Annotated in this window: 23 protein-coding genes; 14 read left to right on the top strand and 9 right to left on the bottom strand. The window is 61.5% G+C overall.

Going from position 1 to position 23,714, the window contains the following annotated elements:
* Nucleotides 1–358: 358 nt before the first annotated feature.
* The 3 genes from J5Y06_RS15865 to J5Y06_RS15855 all read right to left on the bottom strand — a co-directional run bounded on the left by J5Y06_RS15865 (nucleotide 359) and on the right by J5Y06_RS15855 (nucleotide 3,962).
* On the bottom strand, nucleotides 359–2,836 hold the full coding sequence (locus J5Y06_RS15865) for a heavy metal translocating P-type ATPase (RefSeq protein ID WP_385932322.1): 2,478 nt from the start codon (nucleotides 2,834–2,836) through the stop codon (nucleotides 359–361).
* A gap of 262 nt (nucleotides 2,837–3,098) precedes the next feature.
* Nucleotides 3,099–3,593 carry a CopM family metallochaperone gene (gene copM, locus J5Y06_RS15860; protein ID WP_245247951.1) on the bottom strand — a complete coding sequence of 165 codons (495 nt, stop codon included), beginning with the start codon at nucleotides 3,591–3,593 and terminating at the stop codon, nucleotides 3,099–3,101.
* A gap of 36 nt (nucleotides 3,594–3,629) precedes the next feature.
* On the bottom strand, nucleotides 3,630–3,962 hold the full coding sequence (locus J5Y06_RS15855) for a four-helix bundle copper-binding protein (protein ID WP_209336170.1): 333 nt from the start codon (nucleotides 3,960–3,962) through the stop codon (nucleotides 3,630–3,632).
* A gap of 762 nt (nucleotides 3,963–4,724) precedes the next feature.
* On the opposite strand from J5Y06_RS15855, the gene J5Y06_RS15850 reads away from it, so the two are divergent.
* Entirely contained in the window at nucleotides 4,725–5,210 is a 486-nt protein-coding gene (locus J5Y06_RS15850) for a DUF305 domain-containing protein (protein WP_209336331.1), read from the top strand.
* 498 nt (nucleotides 5,211–5,708) lie between these two features.
* Here the strand turns inward: J5Y06_RS15850 and J5Y06_RS15845 are convergent, their stop codons facing one another.
* Entirely contained in the window at nucleotides 5,709–6,488 is a 780-nt protein-coding gene (locus J5Y06_RS15845) for a glycoside hydrolase family 26 protein (RefSeq protein ID WP_209336169.1), read from the bottom strand.
* 219 nt (nucleotides 6,489–6,707) lie between these two features.
* Between J5Y06_RS15845 and J5Y06_RS15840 the strand changes: the two genes are divergently transcribed.
* Both J5Y06_RS15840 and J5Y06_RS15835 read left to right on the top strand, forming a co-directional pair.
* The gene (locus J5Y06_RS15840; protein ID WP_209336168.1) at nucleotides 6,708–7,076 is read left to right on the top strand and encodes a hypothetical protein; all 369 of its coding nucleotides are present in this window, start codon (nucleotides 6,708–6,710) and stop codon (nucleotides 7,074–7,076) included.
* A gap of 160 nt (nucleotides 7,077–7,236) precedes the next feature.
* Nucleotides 7,237–7,653, top strand: coding sequence for a hypothetical protein (locus J5Y06_RS15835; RefSeq protein WP_209336167.1), 417 nt, complete (start codon nucleotides 7,237–7,239; stop codon nucleotides 7,651–7,653).
* A 258-nt stretch (nucleotides 7,654–7,911) separates the two neighbouring features.
* Here the strand turns inward: J5Y06_RS15835 and J5Y06_RS15830 are convergent, their stop codons facing one another.
* Together J5Y06_RS15830 and J5Y06_RS15825 are read right to left on the bottom strand one after the other, a co-directional pair.
* Nucleotides 7,912–8,085, bottom strand: coding sequence for a hypothetical protein (locus J5Y06_RS15830; protein WP_209336166.1), 174 nt, complete (start codon nucleotides 8,083–8,085; stop codon nucleotides 7,912–7,914).
* Between the two features lie 680 nt (nucleotides 8,086–8,765).
* Entirely contained in the window at nucleotides 8,766–10,019 is a 1,254-nt protein-coding gene (locus tag J5Y06_RS15825; protein WP_209336165.1) for a TadE/TadG family type IV pilus assembly protein, read from the bottom strand.
* A 577-nt stretch (nucleotides 10,020–10,596) separates the two neighbouring features.
* On the opposite strand from J5Y06_RS15825, the gene J5Y06_RS15820 reads away from it, so the two are divergent.
* On the top strand, nucleotides 10,597–11,388 hold the full coding sequence (locus J5Y06_RS15820; RefSeq protein ID WP_209336164.1) for an alpha/beta fold hydrolase: 792 nt from the start codon (nucleotides 10,597–10,599) through the stop codon (nucleotides 11,386–11,388).
* Nucleotides 11,389–12,007: 619 nt separating this feature from the next.
* On the opposite strand, the gene J5Y06_RS15815 is transcribed toward J5Y06_RS15820, so the two are convergent.
* Nucleotides 12,008–12,247: a DUF6074 family protein gene (locus J5Y06_RS15815; RefSeq protein WP_245247949.1), complete on the bottom strand. Its 240-nt coding sequence runs from the start codon at nucleotides 12,245–12,247 to the stop codon at nucleotides 12,008–12,010.
* A 272-nt stretch (nucleotides 12,248–12,519) separates the two neighbouring features.
* Entirely contained in the window at nucleotides 12,520–13,425 is a 906-nt protein-coding gene (locus tag J5Y06_RS15810) for a LysR family transcriptional regulator (protein WP_209336163.1), read from the bottom strand.
* A 128-nt stretch (nucleotides 13,426–13,553) separates the two neighbouring features.
* On the opposite strand from J5Y06_RS15810, the gene J5Y06_RS15805 reads away from it, so the two are divergent.
* From J5Y06_RS15805 to J5Y06_RS15760, 10 genes are all read left to right on the top strand, one after another.
* Nucleotides 13,554–14,276 (top strand): LamB/YcsF family protein, encoded by a 723-nt coding sequence (locus tag J5Y06_RS15805; protein WP_209336162.1) that lies wholly within the window; start codon nucleotides 13,554–13,556, stop codon nucleotides 14,274–14,276.
* A gap of 63 nt (nucleotides 14,277–14,339) precedes the next feature.
* A complete protein-coding gene (locus J5Y06_RS15800; RefSeq protein ID WP_209336161.1) occupies nucleotides 14,340–14,573 on the top strand; it encodes an acetyl-CoA carboxylase in 234 nt (77 codons plus the stop codon).
* 1 nt (nucleotide 14,574) lies between these two features.
* Complete coding sequence (locus J5Y06_RS15795) at nucleotides 14,575–15,939, top strand: acetyl-CoA carboxylase biotin carboxylase subunit (protein ID WP_209336160.1); 1,365 nt, start codon at nucleotides 14,575–14,577, stop codon at nucleotides 15,937–15,939.
* An 11-nt stretch (nucleotides 15,940–15,950) separates the two neighbouring features.
* On the top strand, nucleotides 15,951–16,820 hold the full coding sequence (locus J5Y06_RS15790; protein ID WP_209336159.1) for a 5-oxoprolinase subunit B family protein: 870 nt from the start codon (nucleotides 15,951–15,953) through the stop codon (nucleotides 16,818–16,820).
* Nucleotides 16,817–17,788, top strand: a complete 972-nt coding sequence (locus J5Y06_RS15785; protein WP_209336158.1) for a 5-oxoprolinase subunit C family protein — start codon at nucleotides 16,817–16,819, stop codon at nucleotides 17,786–17,788. Before J5Y06_RS15790 ends, J5Y06_RS15785 begins: the two co-directional genes overlap by 4 nt.
* Nucleotides 17,789–18,018: 230 nt before the next feature.
* Entirely contained in the window at nucleotides 18,019–18,843 is an 825-nt protein-coding gene (locus J5Y06_RS15780) for an ABC transporter ATP-binding protein (protein ID WP_245247948.1), read from the top strand.
* On the top strand, nucleotides 18,840–19,568 hold the full coding sequence (locus J5Y06_RS15775) for an ABC transporter ATP-binding protein (protein WP_209336157.1): 729 nt from the start codon (nucleotides 18,840–18,842) through the stop codon (nucleotides 19,566–19,568). The genes J5Y06_RS15780 and J5Y06_RS15775 overlap by 4 nt, the downstream gene beginning before the upstream one ends.
* 1 nt (nucleotide 19,569) lies before the next feature.
* Nucleotides 19,570–20,475 carry a branched-chain amino acid ABC transporter permease gene (locus tag J5Y06_RS15770; RefSeq protein WP_209336156.1) on the top strand — a complete coding sequence of 302 codons (906 nt, stop codon included), beginning with the start codon at nucleotides 19,570–19,572 and terminating at the stop codon, nucleotides 20,473–20,475.
* 6 nt (nucleotides 20,476–20,481) lie between these two features.
* Complete coding sequence (locus J5Y06_RS15765) at nucleotides 20,482–21,576, top strand: branched-chain amino acid ABC transporter permease (protein ID WP_209336155.1); 1,095 nt, start codon at nucleotides 20,482–20,484, stop codon at nucleotides 21,574–21,576.
* Between the two features lie 41 nt (nucleotides 21,577–21,617).
* The gene (locus J5Y06_RS15760) at nucleotides 21,618–22,811 is read left to right on the top strand and encodes an ABC transporter substrate-binding protein (RefSeq protein WP_209336154.1); all 1,194 of its coding nucleotides are present in this window, start codon (nucleotides 21,618–21,620) and stop codon (nucleotides 22,809–22,811) included.
* 189 nt (nucleotides 22,812–23,000) lie between these two features.
* Here the strand turns inward: J5Y06_RS15760 and J5Y06_RS23325 are convergent, their stop codons facing one another.
* Nucleotides 23,001–23,669, bottom strand: coding sequence for a nuclear transport factor 2 family protein (locus tag J5Y06_RS23325; RefSeq protein WP_209336153.1), 669 nt, complete (start codon nucleotides 23,667–23,669; stop codon nucleotides 23,001–23,003).
* Nucleotides 23,670–23,714 lie beyond the last annotated feature (45 nt).

Here is a 23,714-nt window from a genome sequence, read left to right as displayed (position 1 = left end):
AGCCAAGGCCTGCCAAGAAGGCGCGCCGGCTGATCGCATGGTCATTTCGCATCTCTAGTCCTAACGAACGCCGCCGACGATCTCAGCGGAAAAATACGTACTTGATCAATGCTGCGACGGTGAGGAGCGCAAGCACCAGAAGCAGGAGGCCCCAGAAGCCCATACCCCACATCATGCCGCCGGACATCATCTCGTTCATGGCGAGCTTCCTGTTGGCGATGACTGGCAGATACTAGCACAAGCTGCCGCCGCCGAACTTGAGGCGGCGCAAGGAAGGACACTTTGCTGGAGACGAACACGGCCTCGTGAGCCGTATCGGAGCCGTAGTGCTGGACAGATTCTTCGCTCACCTTGGCTCCTACAATTTCGTGGCACGCAGCCGGGACGCGTTTGCGATGACGCTCACCGACGACAGAGCCATGGCCGCCGCGGCGATGATCGGCGAGAGGAGAATGCCGAAGAACGGGTAGAGGATCCCCGCCGCCACCGGGACGCCAAGCGCATTGTAGATGAAGGCGAAGAACAGGTTCTGGCGGATGTTGCGCATCACTGCCTGCGACAGCCGCCGCGCCCGCACGATGCCGACAAGATCGCCCTTCAGCAGGGTGACGCCCGCGCTCTCCATCGCCACATCGGTCCCGGTGCCCATGGCAATGCCGACATCCGCGGCTGCCAGCGCCGGCGCATCATTGACCCCGTCGCCGGCCATCGCCACGACCTCGCCAGCCGCCTTGTGCCGCTGGACGACCTCGCTTTTCTGATCGGGCAGGACCTCCGCCTCCACCTCGTCGATGCCGAGTTGACGCGCCACGGCCTTTGCCGTCGTCCAGTTGTCGCCGGTGAGCATGACCACGCGGATGCCCTGTGCTTTCAGCGCCGCCAGCGCCTCCGGCGTCGATGCCTTGACCGGATCGGCGATTGCAAAGATCGCAGCAACCTGTCCGTCCACACCCATGAAGATCGCGGTCGCGCCGTCCTCGCGCAGCCTGTCCGCCTCCTCGGCCAGCGGCGCGACATCGACCCCCTGTTCGGCAAGGAACTTTGCATTGCCAAGCGGGATGCGCTTGCCTTCGACCACTCCTAGCGCGCCCTTGCCGGTGGGCGAGTCGAAATCCGCGACTGGCGCCGTTGTGATTCTGCGCTCCTCCGCCGCGCGCACAATGGCGAGGGCTAGTGGATGCTCGCTCGCCCGCTCCACGCTTGCGGCAAGGCGCAGCACCTCCTCCTCATTGAAGCCGGGCGCCGCAACGATGGCGGTGACGGCGGGTCGGCCCTCGGTGAGAGTACCGGTCTTGTCCACGATGATCGTGTTCACCTTCTCCATATGTTCTAGCGCCTCGGCGTTCTTGATCAGAACGCCATTTTGAGCGCCGCGCCCGACGCCGACCATGATGGACATTGGCGTCGCAAGGCCGAGAGCGCAGGGACAGGCGATGATGAGGACGGAAACGGCTGCGATAAGACCGAAGGAGAAGCGCGGCTCCGGGCCCCAGATCGACCAGGCGATGAAGGCAAGGACCGCGACGAGGATCACTGCCGGCACGAACCACCCCGATACCTGGTCGGCGAGGCGCTGGATGGGTGCGCGGCTGCGCTGCGCCTCGGCGACGAGCTGGACGATCTGCGAGAGCATGGTGTCCCGGCCGACCTTGCGCGCTTCAATCACCAGCGCGCCGGACTGGTTCATGGTGCCGCCGATCGCCCTCGAACCCACCTCCTTGGTCACCGGCATGGACTCGCCGGTCACCATCGACTCGTCGATGGCGCTGCGGCCTTCCAAGACTTCGCCGTCCACCGGCACCTTTTCGCCGGGCCGGACCCGTAGGCGGTCGCCGACATGAACGCCGTCGAGTTGAACCTCTTCCTCGGCGCCATCATCACGAATTAGCCGCGCGTTCTTGGGCGCGAGATCGAGTAGCGCCCGGATCGCGCCACTGGTGCTCTCGCGGGCGCGCAGCTCCAGCACCTGCCCGAGCAGTACCAGCACCGTGATGACCGCCGCAGCCTCGAAGTAGACCGCGACCGAGCCATCCGGTTGGCGGAAAGCATCCGGAAAAATGCCGGGCGCGAGCGTCGCCACCAGGCTGTAGACCCATGCTGCCCCTGTGCCCATGGCGATCAGGGTGAACATGTTGAGATTGCGCGTGACCAGAGATTGCCAGCCACGCTCGAAGAACGGCCATCCCGCCCAAAGGACGACGGGCGTCGCGAAGATCAGTTGCAGCCAATTGGAGGTGCGCTGGCCGATATAGTGGCTGAGCCCAAGAAAATGACCGCCCATCTCCAGGACAATTACCGGAATGGTCAGCGCCAGCCCTATCCAGAAGCGCCGCCGCATGTCGATCAGTTCAAGGTTGGGCTCAGCCTCGAGACTGACGAGCACCGGTTCCAGCCCCATTCCGCAGATGGGGCACGAACCCGGGCCGATCTGCCGGATCTCCGGGTGCATGGGGCAGGTGTAGACCGTCCCCTCGGGAACGGGCTCCGCCTTGGCCGCGGCGGCGGCCGGGTCGAGGTAGCGTTCAGGCTCGGTCAGGAACTTCGAGCGGCATCCCGCCGAGCAGAAGTAATAGGGTCGACCGGCGTGCTCTGCCTTGTGCTGCGTTGTGTGAGGATCGACCATCATGCCGCAGACCGGATCCTTCACCCGATGCGCTGTGTCGGCCGGAGCCGCAGCCGTGCCGTGTGGGTGCTCCGGTCCGTGATGGTGGCCCGAGTGGTCGGGGCCGTGTTCGTGATGATGTCCCGACCGGTGATGCTCGCCGCCGCGCGGTGAGTCATTGTCTTTTGAGGCACCCGCGGAGAGCTGGTGTTGGTCTTTGCTCATGTTGGCCATCATGTACCTCGTCCGGGAAGTGCCCGAGAATCGTCATTATTCAGCGTGCGCCTTCCCATCGCTGGAAGGTCAAGAGTAAATCGCAAGGCGGAAGCCGTTGCCGTGACGGTGACGAAGGACATTTCGCTCTTCCGGTTCTGCCTGCGCAGCGTTTCTGGACGTACCTTCGAATGTGTAGTGTCGATCTCGGCAGCGCCTTCCGCAATGCCAGGCAGTCTTCTGTCGGAGCCGCCGAAGCCTCGAGCTCCGGCGGCCGACATGCTTACTGCTGACCCGCGTTCTCCTCGACCCAGGCGGTCATCTCCTCGATCTCTTGGCGCTGAGAGTCGATGATCTCCTGTGCGAGCGCTTTCGACTGCTCGTCATCACCGTATTGGAGTTCGACCTCGGCCATGGCGATGGCGCCCGTATGATGCGCGATCATCCCGCAGTGGAAGGCGAGATCGGGGTCTTTGATGGTGTGGGTGGCCATCATCGGGCCGTTCATCTCCATCATGGCCTGCATGGAGGCCTGTTGGGCCTCGTCCATGCCTTCCATGCTTCCCATCATGCCGGACATGTCCATACCCTGCATCATGTCTGGCGCCGCGGACTGCTGGATAGCATCCCGGCAGCCCTGTGGCAGGATCGACAGGTCTGCCATCTGGCCATGCTGGCCTGTCTGGCCGTGCTGCCCGTGCATCCCTCCTTCTTGCGCGAGGGCGGCGGGAGCAGCGAGCAGGACAGCCAAGATTGCGGCTACTTCGAATTTACGCATGAGAGTTCTCCTTTGATGTAATTGGCTCTGTTGGAATCAGGCGGCCATCTTCCGGCAGCTCTCGGCGCACCGGCGACAGGCATCGACGCATTCCTGCATATCGCCGATCTGTTCACAGCTCCGGGCGCACTCCTCGCAGACTTCTGCGCAGACTGTGCAGGTGCGTTTGTGAAGGTCGGTGCCCATCAGCATGAAGTTTGCCGCGGTCCGACAGATCTCGGCGCAGGCAATCATGAGACGGAAGTGACCTGGCTCGACGTGCTGGCCGCCTGCCTCCAGGCAGTGGTTCATGGCTGTGCTGAGGCAAACGCTGTGACAGCGCAGGCATTCGTCGATGCAGCTCTGCATTTCAGGGGACATCTGGTGCATTTGGATTCTCCAATTCGGAATTTTGGGGTTGAGAAGCGGCAAGCGCCGCGCCGACGCTCACTGCTGTCGGAGACGCATGGCGTCTGCCTCGGATCGACCGATCGCTTCCCCAGCCGTATCTGGTTCGGAGACACGCTGATGCCTTGTCTCAGGTCAGGCGTGATCTCGAGGGAAGACGATCAGATCAGACCAGATCACGGTCGTGGAGGACGACGTAGCCCGTCGGGACCAAGCCCGTTCAGGAGCGAGACAAGAACATGAGATTTAGCCCCTGCGCCCCATGGCCAATCCGGGCACGGAGACTCGCTTGGCAGCAGTGCCGACAGACAGGCTTCTCCGCAGCAGGCAGGAGTCGCATCCCCTGTGCCATGCTTTTCGCTGACCATCGATGGATGTGCGTGGCTTTGCTCCGACTCGGCAGCAGCGTCGTCCGCGACAGGCGGTGCTCCGGCAGGAGCATCGGTATGGACATGTATGTGTGGCAGAAGGCCTTGGGCAGCTACCGCATGGGTCAAGAACATGGCGACCGCCAGAAGCGTAACGATGTTCGAAAGCTTCTGCCAGACTGACGCAGCTTTCGCGCTGGCGGCTGGTCGTTCCATAGCGAGGCAACGACGATGGAGAAGACTTGTTCCAGCACAACCGGTAATGTGACTACTGGTGCCCGATACTAGTTCGCCTGGCGCAGCTCGGGCCTGCTGCAAGGGAAGACGTCACGGCGTGATCGGTCCAAGCGTCGGCAGAAAAGGTTAAATGGCAGACATGGCGCAGTCCTCTGATAATACTCAGCACAGCGGAAGCTCCGGCCGTCCGTACTTGATGTTCTGGATCAACATGGCTCTCGGCCTCTTGGTCATGTATGTCGTGATGTTCTCGATGATCGATGGGCTGCACGATTTCCGGAACAACCTCAACATGTTCTATATGGCGGTGACCATGTGGGCGCCGATGGGAATCTTCATGCTGGCCACGATGCCCGGCATGTTTCCAAGGAAGGCACTCAATATCGCTCTCCACGGCCTGTTTATCGCCCTGACGATTGCGTCTTTCGCCGCCACGCGCTCACAAACGCTGATCCACGACCGCCAATTCATCGACTCGATGATCCCACATCACTCGGGCGCCATCCTCATGTGCCGAGAGGCGGCGCTGAGCGATCCAGAGTTGGTCGCTCTGTGCGAAGAGATCATCGAGGCGCAACGATCTGAAATCGAGCAAATGGAACAGATCCAAGAACGCCTCGATTGAATTGGCAGCGGCATAAGCAGGAGGATGGGGATAGGCATAGCGTGATGTCGGACGCCAACGAATTAGTCGAGGCCATCACCTGCGGGGGGCGGCGGAGGCATTGGGCCGACGGGGAGAAGCTGAGGATCGTGGTGACGCGCTGTGCTGCGACGATCCATCTCGCTCATCGAGTGGCGCTGATCCGTGCGTACTCGCGCGCCCAGAGAAGGTTGGACATCAGGCCCATTCCCTCCGCCAGTTCACCCGCTCTGCTGCCTTTTTTTGGTGACTTTTCGCGGCAAGTACCTTTCCTACGTACAAAACAGCAGACAAGTGTTGTTGTACTTGAGGCACCGCCAGCAAGCGATCACTCCCTTCGGAAGTTGCTCGCTCCAAGCCGATGGTAAAGTTCCGGAGCCACTCTGGCAATGATCAGCGCGATCAACCACCTGCCCTTCGCCCACCAGAACAGGCGACCTTCGACTATCAGTTGGTGCTCGGCGGACTAACTGCCTGCTTTCAGGCAGCAATGAACCGATCCACCCCAGTCGTGCGCTTTATGGCGGCGGACAGGGTGGGGTCGACGCTGAGATCCTCCCGGATCAAGCCATGATCCCATCGACCCCGATGGGGAGCATTCCAGGCTGGTGCGTTGACGATGGGGTAAAGGCAAACACCCACCACATGCGTCCTCGATCGTGCTACCGCATCCAGCACGTGCGCAAGCCACTCCCCCTTGTCGTTGATGCCTTTCCACCGTCGGTGATGACCCTTGTGTAGCCCGGTTTCGGAAATCATCACCGGTTTTCCGTAACGGTTGGCTGCATCGCGCAGCGAGCGGCTGATGTCGCGCTTCAGTTCATGGGGATAAACGTTCACGCCAATAACATCGGCCAGATCAGCCAGCGCGTGGGCGCCGATCTCCTGCGGACGATGGGCGGGCTCGGCCGTGATCAGGCGAACGTCCGGAAGCCCCTTGCGAAGGATCGAGACGATGGTCCGCGCTTGCTCGACCACATAGTCGAAGCCCTCCCCCGGCACCATGCGGGCATGAAAGCTGAGTTCATTGAAGCAGCACCAGAATGTCTGGTCGGGGGCGGCGATCCTGACCGCGTCTACCACGCGTTCGACATAGCCAATCGGATCGGGGTGACGCCAATAATGATTGAGGTCCCATATGACCTCCAGGTCGGCGCTCTTTGCGGCCTGTAGCCTTGCCTCGATCGGAAGCCACCAAGGCAGGCCGTCGCGGACCGTCTTTATGCCGTGGGCCTTCACGATGCGGTAGTGGTTAGCCATATCCACTTCCGGTAGGTGCCGGCTACCGCTGAGAAGGCAGAAGTTTCCCTGCCATTCCAACCGTCCGCACTCGAACCCGGCTTGAAGAAAGCTGCGGAACATTGTGAGCATATCGCCTGATACGAGAGTCCGACCAAGCGCTCAACCAGGTTCCTCAGCCTGGCTTGCGGCAGGTCGCCATCTGCATCATCCTTGACTTAGCGCGATGGCCTCCCGGATATGACCTCCACCTCCACCTCCACCTCCACCTCCACCTCCACCTCCGTCTTGATCTCCGAACTTGCGCGAGCTGCCAATGAGGTGGAGCGGCTGACAAAACCAGAGCGGGCGCAACTGATGGAACGGGCGGCCAAAGCCATCGAGGATCTGCGAGAGCAGTTCGGCTACGTGGGTGCTCCAGTGCGTAACCGGTCAGGCGACACCGTCGACCTTCTGCGCGCGATGGCACGTGCGCCCGGGGCATACGCTGCCGGAAGGGTCACGGATGCGCTGCTTGACGCAGCCAAAATCATCCCGCGCTCGCACGGCTGGTCGAGGAGAACCTGGGCGATGAGGAACCAGGCAATGGCAGGACGGAAGGTGGGATGAGAGAGAGCGGCATCGATTGACTGACTTCACAATCATCGCGACAGTTTTGTCGATGATCCTGGGCTTGTCGGTCACACGCCTCCTGCTGGCGCTGGTAACTGTGTTTCGTATCCGAACGTCCTGCCGCGTTGATTGGGTTCCGCTCGCCTGGAGCGGTGTCTTGTTTGCGATGCAGATGGAATTCTGGTGGGCGATCAATCAGCTACCGAGCCTCAAACCCTCTTTCGGGTTTCAAGAATTCCTGCTGTTGGTTTTGCTCACGCTTATGCTGTTCCTTGCCGCAGCTTTGCTGCTGCCCAGCCGCGCGGAAGACGAGGGAGGCGGGCTAAGGGCCTATTTCGAGCAGGATGGCCGGTTTGCGCTGCTTGCGTTGTCGGCATTTCTGACGCTTGGAGCGATCATCAACGTGTCAATGTTCGGCGCAGACCTCAACTCAGGTTGGGCTTGGCTGGACCTCCTCATGATACTTGTGCCTGTAGCTGCGTACTTAGCGCGATCCCGTCGCGTCTACGCTTCGCTAACAGGCCTGTACGTCCCCCTCGCCGCAGTGGATACCTGGGTGTCGATCGCAACATGAGCGGGGCATGCCTCATGGTACGTCTCACGATGGATCACTGCAGTTGATATGGCGATAGGCGCCGAACGAAGCGAGATCGACCACCGCGACCCGCCCTCACCCGGCGGGCTGTTTGTTGTGGGCGCCCGTTCCCGCGGCTATCCTCTCATCAGAGAGGAGGCTTGCATGAGCCGTTCGGCAGCTGCCGCGCTTCTCATCACCTGCATCGCGCTTCTGTTTGTCGGCCTCGTGATCTGGAGCGTGGCGACCTCCTGGTGATCAGCCCGTCTTAGGGACGTCTGCGGCGCCCGCATCCTCCTCCGGCAGGTCTTCCGCTTCCCCATCGTCTAGGCGGTCCACGGCTTCCTTCAACGTGTCTTCCGGGCTTTTGTCGCGGCGGCCAGCTTTCTCATCAAGTTGCCTGCTGCTTTCATCGTCGATGTAAATCCGCATGGCGAGGCTCCTTTCGAGACGACGAACGACCAAGGCTAAGGCGAGTTCCTCCCTTTCTGATCACAAGGCAGAACCGTGGCGATAGACGGCACTACACCACCACGGTCAGGTGGCCCGAAGCGCAACAGGTAAGAGGTTGCCTGGCAAGCATGAACTCGTTCGCACAAGACCTAAGTCCTGGTTCACCATGGACTGAAGTCCTTGATCCGGAACGAGCATGCGCCCCTTCCGCTTTCAGTGCGATCTGAGACTGTTGAGGGGTGCAGGCGCCCTTGGAAGGATTGATGCGGAAGATCGATTTTCGGAACGGCAAAAACCGCAGGAACATCTTTGTGGCAGTGATGCTCCTCATGTTGATGCTGTTGGGCGTCAGGTTTCTATTCACGTCAGTTGATTGGAGCGCTGGAGCCGCGCTTTTCATCGCGGGCGTGACGATCTTAGACGACGCAGACTCTGACGCTCCGCAGCTGCAGTAGTCTCCTCGCGAGGCTCTTTAGCTAACCACGCCAAATCACTGTCGCCAACTGGAAGGCCAGCGGCGCTCATCCGAACCGGCCATAAAGTGGAGCGGCTCACAAAGCCGGACCGCTCCAGGCTGCTTGCGCGCACTGCAGCGATACTCACCATCTACGGGATCAGGCCGGCTGATCGTGCACCGGTAACGCTTTGCGGCCGAGCCGTCAGCGCATGAGGCTCACGGTACGTCCGGCGTGGATCTTCTTGCCAGCCAATGGGTCTTCACAGCCGCTCGCTACGTCCGAGTTCCCCGTCATCTCGACGGTGTTCGCGACGATGCGAAGACAACCGCCGGAACCAGTCATGGAGTCGTTTCCAGCGTATTGCACATGAGCGGAAGGCGCGTAGAGGAAGCCCACGAACTGCGATCCCGCGCCGCCATTCAGCTTAACGTCTTGCGCATTGTCGCGTGATTGGAAGATCGTCACACCCGCGTATGGTCCAGATGTGGGAGCGCTAAGGTTGATGACTTCGTTCGCGCCGACAGTGATGGAAGCACCCTCCATAAGAAAGATCGTCACGCCAGTTCCGGAGAGTCGACCGTTGCCACCGAGGCGGATTTGACCTCCTTTTAGGATGTAGGTTCCCGGATCAAGCGTCACATCCCCGGATATGGTGCGGTCGCAGTAGGTACCGGGCTGCAGCGTCTTCTGTTTGCCACCGGGCATCGACTTGCATGTCCCGTACTCTGGAGGCTGCATGATCGCCAGGGGATCGCGCGAAATTGGCTGTCGCTCTTTTGGCAAACCGCACTCGAGTTGCGCGTTGCTAACATTTAGTCCGAGTGTGCCACCTGAGGCATAAACACAGCCGGCCGAGAGAATTGCAGAACCGCTGCGTGAAACGGCTGTGTCGGAGTTAGAGTTGGCAGCGACCACACAGCCATCGAGCCGCACCTGGGTCGACCCCTGCAACTTTATGGCTTCGGTGGCAGTACGACTGAGCGCCAAAACACAAGCTTCTTCACCCCGTGTGACGCGGACCACCGAGCTTGCAGAGACGGGCCAGTCTTCGCCCCAATCAAGTAGGCGCTTTTGTGCGGCCGTCGCTTTCACGAGAATGCGATCTTCAGACGCGCCACCTGCGTCTGGCAACAGCGCGTTTCCCCATTCGGAAGTCTCGATGGCAGTGCTGGTGCCGCTGTGGAGATAGCGGAAGCTCGCGGCCATTTCTTCTGGCACGTTCGCGCTAAATACCCGTTGGCCTAACAGGCTCAGCTCTGCCTGGCTCGTCCCCGAGAGCGATTGCATCCCGATTGCCAGAGCCGCTGCGTCTAAGGCGTTCTGCAACTGCGCCTTTCGATTGAACGCGCTCGAGTAATCAACGGCGCCTGCCACACCGCCCATCACGGGCAGCATCGCAAGCGTGAACGTGACTGCTATGTTGCCTCTTCTATCCTTCTGGAACTTCCTGAACATGCCAAGTCTCTACTAACAGCCTGCACGAACTGATGCTTCCAGTAAGCTGAGCAAACCTTACTGAAGCCATTAAAATTCGAGGTTTGGACTTAGGTCTAATTAGCGCCGATTTTGCTTGGGGATGGATCCGCCTGGTGATCGCCGCAGCCGTACGCCTGGCACGAGATCAAGCTCGTCTCATCCTGCTTCAAGGAGCCTTGCAGCGCGTCTTAACCGCCCCAGCCCTCCTGCGGCCCACTGGCGCTGCCTGCCCTTGCCATCGAGCTTCAGCACCTGAGTGGCAGGATCGATCCAGGAAGCTTGCCTCAAGCAGCGTTAGCTTCTGCGCTGCGGCCGGCAGTCCTCACACTCGAAGTGACGGCGGAGCGGATCGCATCCGGCACTTTAGATTTCAAGCAGGCTGGTCTTCCGGTAACAACGATCGAAGCGGCAAGGAAGGCAACGGCGGGGCGATGAACTCAAGCCGGTCGTGCCGTATTAGATACTGAACAATACAAAGGAGACCCAGGAGACTATTGGCATAACGCCTGCCTCAGATTGCCGCCTTCAAGGAAAGACACGCCTCCGCGAGTAGGAAATGGAAGACCTCATTCTTGTTCACGGTGCGCCCGGCGATGGCGCACTATGGCAGCCAGTCCTCTCTCGTATGCCTCACGTGACCGTTGTCGCGCCGACGCTGGCAGGTTTCGGCCCGGATCCGTCACCTGAGGCAGTCGGGCGATTTGGCACTGCCTTCCACGCAGACGAGCTTGTCGATCTTGCCAGGCAACGAGCAAAGCCCGTCGCGATCGCCGCGTGGTCCTACGCCTGCCATCCTGTTCTTGAAGCCCTCCTTAAGCAGCCGCACCTGTTTACCAGCTGCTTCCTCTATGAGCCGGGGTTTTCCACCTATCTGGAGGGCGAAGACCTTGAAGCTTTCAATGCCGATGCCGGACAGGCATTTGGGCCGATCTTCAGGGCATTGCACGAAGAGGGACCTGAAGAAGCCATGCGAGCGCTGTTTCTCAGTTCAGGCGGTTTCGGCGCCTTCGAGAGCTTGGCTCCGGATCGCCAAGCGCGCTATCTCGCGGGTGCAGGCGCCATGCCGCTTCTGCTTGGAGGCGCCCCTCCGACCACCATCAGAATGAAGGATCTCGCCACGATCAGGGTGCCCACCACCGTGGCCTTTGGAGAACAATCCAGACCCCTCTTTCAGATAGCCTCAAGGTCTGTGGCCAAGTCTATTCCCGACGCAGTTCTGGTAACCGTCCGCGGTGGAGACCACATGCTCCCCGAAAGGGATCCTGACCGTTTCGCCGCCCTCCTGCTGGAGTGGCTCGGCCGGGGTGGGGCTGCAGCTACTTGCACCCCGGCGTCACAAGCGACTTAATAGCCGCGTTGTCATCTCGGCAGATCTCAAGTTTGTGCAGCAAGGCAGAGGCGATATTTGCCTACCGGAGGAAAGAATTCTTTGCCAGATCCAGCGCCCGGCCGTTCCTTGGTCTTCACCGCCGGGCATCCGCTCTCACTCAGACCTTTCTTCACGCGTTTGAGGTCAGCTGCGGGATGAACTGAACCTTGAGCGGCCAGGCTTTTCTATTCGACAGGCGCGACGCGCTCTGCCAGAAGCCTCTAAGGACGCGACTGGCGATATCTTTAGATCGCGGTCGGGCGACCGATTGACGTCACGTTGCTGCCGCGAGATCACGCTGGCCGTCCTGCACCTATGCTCACACCTTGAACGGGGGTCTCCGTCTGCTGAGCTCTTCCTCAGACTCAGCGCCTGCGCGCTTGTCGAGCCAGGTCAGCATTCCGAGATTTCCTGCTGCTGTGCATCGATCACCTTTTAAGCCAACTCTCGGGCCCAAGGTCGCTAGACGTAGGCAGTAATCTGGATAAAGGCGACCTCATCCGCTTAAGATGTCGGTAGGAGCCGATCGCCTCGTGGCATACCTCGCCGCCGAGGCTGACTTCTTCTCTGGCTTCGATCTTAGCGGCTTCAACCGCTCTCAGGCGCGACGAGCGTCCGCTTTCTTCAATTCAGCGAGTGCCGCGTAGAGGAGGCTCCGCACTTCAGCCTCGGCCAGATGAACCGCAATGCCGCGCCCGACGAGCTGTTGCAGGAGATCCTTCGCCATGTCCCGCCAAGCTTGATTGGCTTGTTCGCCGTTCTTCTTCAGGATCTCGGTCACGCAAACAAGGGCCTCCCGCTGCCGGCACAGCGGAAAAGCGGAAACACTGGCACTCAAGATCGACCTCCCACGCGAATCAACAAGACTGATGGTCGGTGAGAACGATGAACAGTTCGTTTGCCACTAGGGATGTCTGCGCTACTTGCAGCCCCGCTACGCCGCAGCATTCTTCGTCCATGGCCGTTTTGAGCGCGTGTAGCTAGACCAGGCACTGCTCGGTTGATCGGCCCGTTTGCTCCGAGTCATTGCCTGCCGGCCACGCGGGGCGCTGCACCCGGATGCCGCTCGCGTTTCGCCCTTCAGTTTTGCCAAATGGGGACGTGCTAATATCAGCCGCCGCCGCCCATTGTGACCGACATGAAGGCGCGAAAAGCAGCGGCCTGAGGCATGATTTCACGGCCCCGCGCCCAAGCAAGGCCGACATCCATGCTGGGAACTTTGTCGTCCAGCGCACGAACTTCAATGCGCTGACCTTCCAGCGACCACGGCCGGTAGACCATGTCCGACAGAACCGTCACGCCCATGCCAGCCGCAACGAGCGAGCGCACGGCTTCCACCGAGGACGTCACGAGAACCGTTCGAGGCGAAAGGCCCGCCGATTCCCAATACCGCGACGCGGTGGTCTTTGCCTCGTCGACCGTTAGAAAGATGTAATCTTCTGCCGCGACATCGGCTAAGGTGATGGCCGGCTTCGATAGAAGATGATGGTCGGCCGGCATCCACAGGCGGCGGCGTGAGCGCACAAGCAGTTCATGGTCAATCTCAGTAACCCGCTCTAGGTTCGACACCAGCATCACAGCCATGTCGATCTCACCGTCGACGACCCCCTGCTCCAGGGCGTCGCGCGGCAGTTCCGTCGCCTCCACCTCGATCTGAGGATAAGTCTTGCGAAAACGCGCGTAATACTTCGACATGAAGTAGCCGACCACCGTATAGGTCATGCCAAGCTTCAGGCGCCCCGCGAGCCCTTTGCCCTGACGAAGCGGACTGTGAACGGCAGCAGCGACGGCGCCGGTGATGACTCGGGCATGGTCGAGAAAACGTGCGCCTTCCATCGTAAGGCGCACACCGGAATGGGTGCGATCAAACAGCCGGGCGCCGAGTTCGACCTCCAGCGCCTTGATCGCGGCGGTAACAGCAGACTGCGAGATGTTCAGCTCCACCGCGGCGTTGCTGACCTGACCGCTATCAGCGGTGGCTATGAAATAATCAAGTTGCTTCAGCGTGATAGCCAACTCTGCCTCGCAAATAGGCGATCTGATTTTTCGATATAACAATCAAAAAACTACTATTTCACAAGTGCCCATTCTCACGCCAAGACTACTGCAACGCCGCAAAAGACGGCATTCGAGGGGTTAAAGCGATGGGTGTGACGCTCAACTGTGACATGGGTGAAGGCTTCGGCTTGTACCGGATCGGCGACGATGCCGGCATCATGCCGCTGATCGATGTGGCCAACGTCGCCTGCGGTTTTCACGCTTCCGATCCCGACCACATGCGGCTCACGGTTCGCCGCGCCAAGGAAAACGGCGTCAAGGTCGGCGCGCATCCGTCTCTGCCCGACCTGGCGGGTTTCGGCCGCCGCGAGATGAAGCTGAGCCGCGAGGAAGTCGCCAATCTCGTGATCTACCAGGTGGGCGCGCTGGTCGGATTCCTAAAGGCGGAAGGAATGACCCTCAACCACATCAAGCCGCACGGCAGCCTATACGGCATGGCCGGCCGTCAGGAAGAGGTTGCGCAAGGCATTTGCGATGCAGCCGACGTGTTCGACGTTCCCTTGTTTGGCATGACCGGCACGATGCACGAGAAGATCTACCAGGCACGCGGCAAGCAGTTCATCGCCGAGTTCTACGCCGATCTGGATTATGCGCCGGGCGGAACCCTGATCGTGACGCGCGAACACGATGCCAAGGAGCCGGCCCTGATGGCCGAGCGCTGCGTCCGCGCCATTTCGGAGGGCCAGGGCACCTGCGAGGACGGCAGCTTCTTCCCCGTTCGCTGCGAAACGATCTGCGTTCATTCCGATACGCCCAACGCGCTCGAGATCACCAAGGCCGTTCGCGACGCCATCGCCCCCTGGCACTGAACCGCCTTGCCCCCGGCGCGGCGGCGTTTATCCTTTTTTGACTTGATTGATCCGGAGCTCGTCATGGCCCAAATACTTTCCCCGCTTCCTGGCACCTTCTACCGCAGCTCGTCCCCGGACAAGCCGCCCTACAAGGCGGATGGCGACACGGTGGCGGCCGGCGACGTGATCGGCCTTATCGAGGTCATGAAGTCGTTCCACGAGGTCCGCGCGGAAGTGGCGGGCTCAAACATCCGCTTCCTCGCCGACAACGAGGAGCCGGTGATGGCCGGCGCGCCGCTCGCGGACCTCGACTGAGATGCTGAAGAAGCTTCTGGTTGCCAACCGGGGCGAAATCGCAGTGCGCATCATTCGCGCGGCGAAGGATCTCGGCATCGCGACCGTGGCGGTTTATTCCGCTGCCGACGCTGACGCGCTCCATGTCCAGCTTGCCGACGAGTCCGTCAACATCGGACCTCCCGCGGCCAAGAAGTCCTATCTCAGCACCGAGGCGCTGCTGAAGGCAGCCGCGGATACGCGCTGCGACTCCGTTCATCCGGGTTATGGGTTCCTGGCCGAGAATGCCGACTTCTCCGATGCGGTGAAGAATGCCGGCCTCGTTTTCGTCGGCCCGTCCGGTGACGCCATCCGGCTGATGGGCGACAAGGTCTCGGCGCGTGTTGCTGCGGCAAGGGCCGGCGTGCCGGTGGTGCCGGGGTCGGAGGGCCGCGTCAACGGCATCGAGTCCGCCCGTGCCATTCTGGAGGAAACCGGCTTCCCGGTAATGATCAAGGCTGCCGCCGGGGGCGGCGGGCGCGGCATCCGCATAGCCAACAGCCAGGCCGAGTTCGAACAAGCGTTCCCGCAGGCGGAAGCCGAAGCGCTTGCAGCCTTCGGCGACGGTGGCCTTTACATGGAAAAGGTGATCGGCAAGGCGCGCCACATCGAAGTGCAGGTGCTGGCTGACGGCACGGACGCCATTCACTGCTACGAGCGTGAATGCTCGCTGCAACGCCGCCGACAGAAGGTCTGGGAAGAAGCACCATCGTGTGCGCTTTCGGACGCATTGCGCGAGGAACTGTGCGCGTCCGCCATCGCACTTGCCAAGGCAGTGCATTATTCGGGCGCGGGCACGGTGGAGTATCTCTATGACGACGAAGCCGATCGCTTCTACTTCATCGAGATGAACACCCGTATCCAGGTCGAGCATCCGGTGACGGAAGCTATCACCGGGATCGACCTCGTTGCGGAGATGCTGCGGATCGCCGGCGGCGAGAAGCTGCGGCTGAAGCAGTCCGACATCGCCGTGAAGGGGCACGCCATCGAAGTGCGGCTGTGCGCGGAAGATCCCGCCAAGGACTTCGCGCCATTTCCAGGCAAGGTCGACGACCTGCGCATCCCGGGCGGACCCGGCGTACGTTTCGATTCCATGCTCTTTAGCGGCTATCAGGTGCCGCCGTTCTACGACTCCCTGCTCGCCAAGCTCATTGTGCATGGCGACACGCGCGAAGCCGCAATCGACCGGCTGATCCGCGCCCTCGGCGAATTGCAGATCGGTGGACTGAAGACCACGAAGCCGCTGTTTGTTGCCCTGGCCGCCGATCCCTCGGTGCGGGCGGGCGAGGTTCACACCCGCTGGCTGGAAAGCTGGCTCACCGAAAACGCCGCAGCACTTGCGAACTGACAGGGGAACCGATGTCGATCCGTTTCAACTTCGGCGGTGACGAACACATCTTCGGGGAAGTCTCCGAAGACATGTCGCTTGCCTCCTTCTTCACCGGCCTTTCCATGACCAATGCGGTGAGGCAGGCCGGCATCAAGGGGGTCACCGAAATCTGCCCGGCCAATGCCAGCTTCCAGGTTCGATTCAACCCGGATCTGATCAAGCCACAGGACCTCCTGATGGAGCTCCAGGCCATGGAACAGGCTGCGGCGAAGTCCGACCCTGTGCTCGACACCCGCATCATCGAGCTGCCAGTATATTTCCAGGACCCCTGGACGCACGAAACGCTGCTGCGCTTCCGCGAGCGCCACCAGGACCCCTCCTCAACCGACCTGGAATATTCGGCCCGCATCAACGGCTATGCCACGGTGGAGGATTTCATTGCCGCTTATGCGGGACAACCGTGGTTCGTCTCCATGGTCGGCTTCGTGTCCGGCCTGCCTTTCCTGTACCAGATGGTGGAGCGCGCAAGGCAGATCCAGGCGCCTAAATATCTGCGTCCACGCACCGATACGCCGAAACTGACGGTCGGCCACGGCGGCTGCTTCGCGGCGATCTACTCCGTTCGTGGCGCGGGCGGTTACCAGATGTATGGCGTGACGCCGGCCCCGATCTACGATCCGCAGCGCAAGGTGCGCTATCTCACCGACGAAATGTGCCTGTTCAAGCCGGGCGACATCGTCAAGTTCAAGGCGATCAGCCGCGACGACTACGACGCGACGCTGGAAGCGATCGAGGCGAATACCTGGCAACCGGTGGTTCGTGACGCGAAGTTCAGCCTCGACAACTTCAACAAGGACATCGCCGGGACCAATGCAAAGCTGATGGAGTTGCTGAAATGACCGTCAGGGTTATCTCGCCGGGCCTCGCCACCTCGGTGCAGGATCTAGGCCGCCCCGGCTACTACCACATCGGGATTCCCGAAGGCGGCGGCATGGACCGCCTTGCCACCCGCATTGCCAACCTGCTGGTGGGCAACGAGCCGGGTGCCGCTCTCCTCGAAGCGACCTTCATGGGTCCCGAACTGGAGTTCACGCAAGCCGCGACCGTTGCCGTCACCGGCGGCGAACTGCCTCCGAAGGTCAATGGCGAGGAAAAGCCGAGCTGGGAAAGCTTTGAGGTCAAAGCAGGCGACCGGCTTTCCTTTGGCTACCTCAAGGGCGGCGCACGGGCCTATATCGCGATCTCCGGCGGCATCGACGTTCCGGTCGTGCTAGGCTCGCGCACCACTTATGTGCTTGGCGCGCTCGGCGGCTTTCAGGGTCGCGTCCTCAAGGCCGGCGACGAGCTGCCGATCGGCGAGGGTATGGGCAAAGCCGGCAAATCGCTGCCGGCCGAATATCGCCGACCAGCGCAGGCACCCGCGGAACTGCGCATGCTGCCCGGGCTCTACTGGCACCGCGTCACCGAGGCAGCGGGAAAGCGCTTCTTTGAGGAAACCTGGAAGGTTGCGCCCGAGGCCGACCGCATCGGCTACCGTTTCAAGGGCGGCACGCCGCTCGACTTTGTGCCCCGCGAGCCGCCCTTCGGCGCAGGATCAGACCCGTCGAACATCGTGGACGCCTGTTACCCCTATGGCTCCGTGCAGGTACCGAGCGGCACCGAGCCGATCGTGCTCCACCGTGACGCGGTCTCGGGCGGCGGCTACATGATGGTGGGTGTGGTGATCTCGGCCGACATGGACCAGATCGCGCAGCTCCAGCCGCATACGCCAGCCCGCTTTGTGGAAGTAACGCTCGATCAAGCGCTCGCCGCCCGCGCCGACTCGAACGCGGCGCAAAGACGCGCCGAGGATTACCTAGTCGGCTGAGGACCGGCGCGCGACTGTGATGAGATTTTCCATCGAAGTTGTGCGCAGCTGAAGTTTCCAGCTTCGCATGAGGCCGGAGGGAGGGAACGGTCGGCCAATCCGGCCTCCCGCGCGCCGATCACCAAAATCGGCGCGCGCAATGACAAGACAATGTCGGTGACGACATCAAATTGGCCACCTGAGCAGCCCGAAAGAGGCCGCCGGGACCGAAGGGGAAGACAATCAGCATCATGACGGCCTTCTGGCCGGACGTGCCGCTGCGCGCCTTTTCCTCGGGGAACAGAAAGGAATGGCGCATGAGTCATCTGAGCGCGGAGACCGTCTCGGTGGCATTCGCGGGCCTCACGGCCCTTTCGGCGGTTGACCTCCAAATCCAGCCGGGCCGCATCAGCGGGCTGATCGGGCCCAACGGCGCGGGCAAGACGACGCTGGTTAACGTGCTGACCGGCTTCCAGTCACCCACCGAGGGGGCGGTAAAGCTCGACGGCGCGTCACTTGCCGGATTGAAGCCGCACCAGGTACGCCGCAAAGGCATCGCGCGAACCTTCCAGGGCGGGCGGCTGTTCCGCGATCTGGCCGTGGTCGACAATCTCGAAGTCACAGGCGTGGGCCTCGGCATGAGCCGCCGCGCAGCCGTTGCCGAAGCGGAAGCCATGCTCGAATGGATGGGTATCGGCGTGCTTGGCGACCGGATCGCCGGGACGCTGCCCTATACGGACGAACGCCGCGTTGCCATCGGCCGCGCACTGATGGGCCGTCCCTCCTACATCCTGCTCGATGAACCCGCCGCCGGGATGAGCGGTCCGGAGGCCGCGGAACTCTCGGCGCTGATCCGACGTATCGCCCATGACCTCGGCTGCGGCGTGCTGCTGATCGAGCACAATGTCGGACTGGTTCTCGGCCTTTGCGAACATGTCGTGGTGCTGGATTCCGGCGCCATCATCGAGGAAGGCGCACCGGCTGCGATCCGCAACAGCGAAAAGGTCCGGCACGCCTATATGGGCACCGCCGCCGATACGGAACCCCCAGTGGAAGCGTTGGAGGTTGCTCAATGACGCTTCTGTCGCTCACTGACGTTTCCGTTCGATACGGCCGTCTGACCGCCGTTCGCGGCGTTTCCTTCTCGGTTGCCGAAAACGAGATCCTCTTCGTCACCGGCCCCAATGGGGCCGGCAAGTCCTCGCTGATGCGCGCCATCGCCGGCGTCACCCACTGCGCAGCCGGCAAGATCACGCTCGATGGACGCGACATCACGGCCGAGAAACCGGAAAACATCGCGCGCATGGGCTTTTCCATGGTGCCGGAAGGACGCGAGGTCTTCGGCTCGCTCACCGTCGAGGAAAACTTGATGGTCGGCACCGGCATGCATGGCGGCGCGAAGCGCGGCCGTATCGCCGATGAGCTTGCCTCCGTCTACGACACGTTCCCAATCCTGAAAGAGCGCCGCAACGGCCAGGCCGGCCTGCTTTCAGGCGGCCAGCAGCAGATGCTGGTGATCGGCCGGGCGCTGATGACACAACCGCGCCTAATCGCCATCGACGAACCGTCGCTCGGCCTCGCCCCCAACATCACTGACCAAGTCTACGAGCGGCTGATCGCCCTGCGCGCCGAGCGCGGCCTGACACTGCTCATCGTGGAGCAGAGCTCCACTCGCGCCGTGATGGTGGGAGGCCGCATGCTGCTCATGCGCGGCGGTCAGATCGTATTGGATGGCGACGCCCGCGCACTTGGCAACAGCGAGGCCATCCAGGCCGCTTATTTCGGCTACGAGGACCACTGAGATGCTGCAGATCCTGTTTGACGCACTCTCGCTCGGCTCGCTTTATGCGCTGGGGGCGCTCGGCATCGCGCTGATCTTCGGCGTGATGAGGCTGGTGAACTTCGCCCATGGCGATGTGATCGCCTTTTCGGTGTTCGCACTGCTCTGGCCCTCAACTGACGCGCTGGCGATCGTCTTCGCCGGCCAGCTGCCGTGGTACCTGCTGATCCCGTTCGTGCTGATCGTCGGCGCCCTTCTGTCGGTGCTGTGCGAAATCGTGGTGTACCGCCGCTTCCGCCATGCCAGCCCGGCAACGATGATGATCGCCTCTTTCGCGCTCGGCTTTGTCATCCGCTATTTCCTGCTGATGCTCTTCACGAGCCGGCCTAAGTCGATTTCGCTTCTGCCCGCGCTCGGCCAACCGGTAGAAATCTTCGGTGCACGCCTGCCGCTCCTGCAGCTGATCACCATTGTGGCCACCATCTGCATCCTGCTGGCGCTCACCTTATTCCTGCGCCGCACCCGCTTCGGCCTTGAAATGCGTGCTGCGGCAGAAAATTTCTCCATGGCAAGGATGCTCGGCGTGCGCGCCAACAACGTCATCATGGGCGCCTTCGCTATTTCTGGTGCGTTAGCCGGCGCCATTGCGCTCATCTTCGGCAGCCAGACCGGCACGCTCGACATCCAGATGGGCGCTTCGGTGATGCTGATGGCATTCATCGCTACCGTCATCGGCGGTCTTGGCAGTTTGCCCGGTGCGGTGCTTGCCGGCTTCCTTCTGGGTGCCGCTTCGGTGGTCATGCAAGTATTCTTGCCGATCGACGCGCGCCCCTTCCGCGACGCGTTTGTCTACGGCGCCGTCATCCTCGTCCTTTTGTTCAGTCCACAGGGCCTGATTTCAGCCCGTGGCACCAAGGAAAGGGTCTGATCGATCATGACCGCTGCCTCCCCTACCATGTCCGCCCAAGCCGTTCCGCCATCTGCCGTCGCCGAACACAAGCCGGCCCGGTTCGCGCTTGCCCGCAAAACGATCATGACGCCGATCCTGCTGTCGCTGCTCCTCGTGGCCATCGCGGTGCTGACCTATCTGACCGGCTCACGCCCCTTCAATCAAACTGTCATCGATGTTTTCGTGCGCGTCACGCTGGTGGTCGGTCTCTACATCTTCATCGGCAATTCGGGCGTTCTCAGCTTCGGCCACATCGCCTTCACCTGCCTCGGCGGCTATGCTGCGGCCTGGCTCACCATCAATCCGATCATGAAGGCGAGCGCCCTGCCCGGACTGCCACAGTTCATCCTCGACCTGCGCCTGCCTTACTGGCAATCCGCCGTGATTGCCGCGATTTTCGCCGGCGTCGCCGCACTGATCCTTGGAAAGGTCCTGATGCGGTTGTCTGGCATCGCGGCATCCATCGCCACGTTCGCGGTACTCGCCATGATCAACACGATCTATGCCAACTGGGATAGCGTGACAGGCGGCACCTCTTCAGTGGTCGGCATACCGATCATCCGCACCATCTGGCCCTACCTGATCGGTGCCATTATCGCGATCTTCCTTGCCTGGGCACATGCGATCTCGCGATCCGGGCTGGCGTTGCGCGCTGCCCGCGACGAGCCGACGGCGGCCGCCGCTTCGGGTGTCGATATCCCGAGGGAGCGGCTCGTCGCCTTCGTTGTGTCCGGAGCCGTAATGGGGCTGGGCGGCGCGCTCACCGCCCATTCGGTCGGCGTGGTGACGCCTGACACCTTCTATCTGGGCCTGACGTTTATCACGCTTTCCATGCTCGTGGTCGGCGGCATGGGCAGCTTGTCAGGTGCCGTGATCGGGGTCGTACTGCTTTCAGCGCTGATCCAGATCCTGCGCTGGATGGAAGCTGGAATCTCGATCGCCGAAACTACGATAGCCCTGCCCAAAGGCGTCCAGGAAATCGCCTTAGGCGTCATTATGATCGTCATCCTCGCACTGCGTCCATCCGGGCTGTTGGGCAACCGCGAGGTCACTTTGTTCCAAAGAAAACGCAACCGATGACCGGCGGCATGACGCCCCCGGTCAAACAAAAGGAGACGTGCATGTCCTACAAGGTAAGACTACTTGCAACCGCACTGGCCTCGGTCGGAATGGCGCTTCCGGCGCTGGCTGATGATGAGACCATCACGGTCGGCTTCGCCACCGCGCAGTCCGGCGCGATGCAGGCCTATGACAAGCCGGCCGACGAAGCGGCAATGATCCGCATCGAGGAGATCAACGCAGCCGGGGGCTTGCTTGGCAAGCAGATCCAGGTTGTTACCGCCGACACCAAGTCAGACCGCGCCGAGGGCGCCAAGGCTGGCCTGTCAGTTCTCGACCAGGGCGCCGACCTCGTCATCGTGTCGTGCGACTACGACTTCGGCGCACCAGCGGCACTCGCCGCGCAGGATGCCGGCATCGTTTCGTTCTTCTCCTGCGCCGAGTCGGTCAAGGCCGGTATCCAAGGCGTCGGACCGCTGAGCTTCTCGGGCTCGGTGCTGGCACCCGTGCAGGGCGCAGCCATGGCGGAATGGGCCTTCAAGGAGAAGGATGCCAAGACCTTCTACAAGCTCCTCGACACTTGGACGGTCTACAACAAAGGCATCTGCGACGGCTTCGACTGGATGATGCCGAAGCTCGAGGAACAGGGCGCGAAGCTCGTTGGAGAAGACACGTTCAAGAACGAAGACGCCTCGATCGCGGCCCAGATCACCCGCATCAAGGCGCTGCCGGAAGAGCCCGACGCGATCATGCTCTGCACGATGATGCCGGGCGGCGTTTCTGCGGTGAAGCAGCTTCGCGCCGCCGGAATCAACTCGATGATCCTGAACGGGTCGGGCATGGATGGCAGCTACTGGCTTTCTGCCGTACCGGACCTGTCGAACTTCTATATTCCGGTTCAGGCGTCGATTTACGGCGACGACCCAAACCCGGATGTGAAGAAGTTCAACGAAGCCTACAAGGCCAAGACCGGTGCTGATCCGTCCAGCCAGTATGTTTATCCAGGCTACGTGGCGGTGGACGTTTGGTCGAAGGCCGTCGAGCGTGCCGGGACGACTGAAGCCGAAGCGGTCGTTGCCGAACTCGAAAAGATGAAAGATGAGCCTACCCTTTTTGGACCGCGCACCTTCACCTCGGAGTTGCATCACCAGGCGAACGCACGGTACCTCGTCGTCAACGTCGACAAGGGTAAGCCGGGTGTGGTGGGCGAATGGACGCTTTCCGAGCCGGTTCCGATGGAAGCGATCCTGAAGTAGCTTTCAAAACACGGTGCCGGCTCGTCCGAAACCGATGTTGCGCAGGATCCGGTTGTCGCTCGGCAGCCGGGTTCTTTGTTGTTTGAAGTATAAGCTTTGGATAGCTACCGCAGCCCGGGGGAAGACCGCCAGACCTGACAAAAAAGGGCGGCCTTGTCGCCGCCCTGGTCTTGGTTCGGGTGGAAGGGTCTATCCTCGCGCTTTTCGATAGGAGTCCTTCAGCGAGATCAACGCGCCGTCGAAGGAAAAGATATCGCAACCGTCGACTTCCACTGTCTGGCCGCTGGTGTTGGTGCCTACGAAGCGCCAGGATGACAGACCGGTCTCGCCCATGACCGTATGGCGATCGTTTGTCCAAGTGGCCTGCGGAAACGCTTCGAACAAGGCTGTGTAGGATGCGCGCACCGCCTCGCGACCAGTATGTCGCCTGCCCTCCGCATCGGGCCCAGCCGAGCTGTTGAAAGCGCAGTTTTCGGCCATGCAGGCCATCAGCGCGTCGACATCGCGCTCGTTCCATGCAGTCATGAAACGATCGAGTACGGCCAGCCGCCGTGCGGAGAGGTCGCCACCTTCAACCACTTCGACTTCGAGGAAGGCGAGCGGCGTGTCGGCGTCGTTGATGACGTTGTGCGCAACGCCTGTACGGCGCGAATAGGGTACTCCTTGCGTGAGCTTCGCCTGCTTTCTCTTGCCATCCGGTCCCTCCAGGCCAAGGGCACCGTCTGTCAGCGGCACGATTACGTAGTCGTGGCCATGGATGTGCCACCCGGTCTCTGCACCCGGCGCGAAACGCCATTCAGTGACCTTGAACCGATCGTCGTCGATATGAACCACTGGTTCTGCGGTGACTTTGGTCATTTCAGCCCCTCTGCTGCGACAGCGCTTGTCAGCCGCTCCAGCGTG

It is taken from the genome of Tianweitania sediminis (assembly GCF_017813335.1).
Lineage (GTDB): Bacteria > Pseudomonadota > Alphaproteobacteria > Rhizobiales > Rhizobiaceae > Tianweitania > Tianweitania sediminis.
Note: the sequence above shows the minus strand (reverse complement) of the source record. Positions and strands in the feature narration are given on the sequence as shown.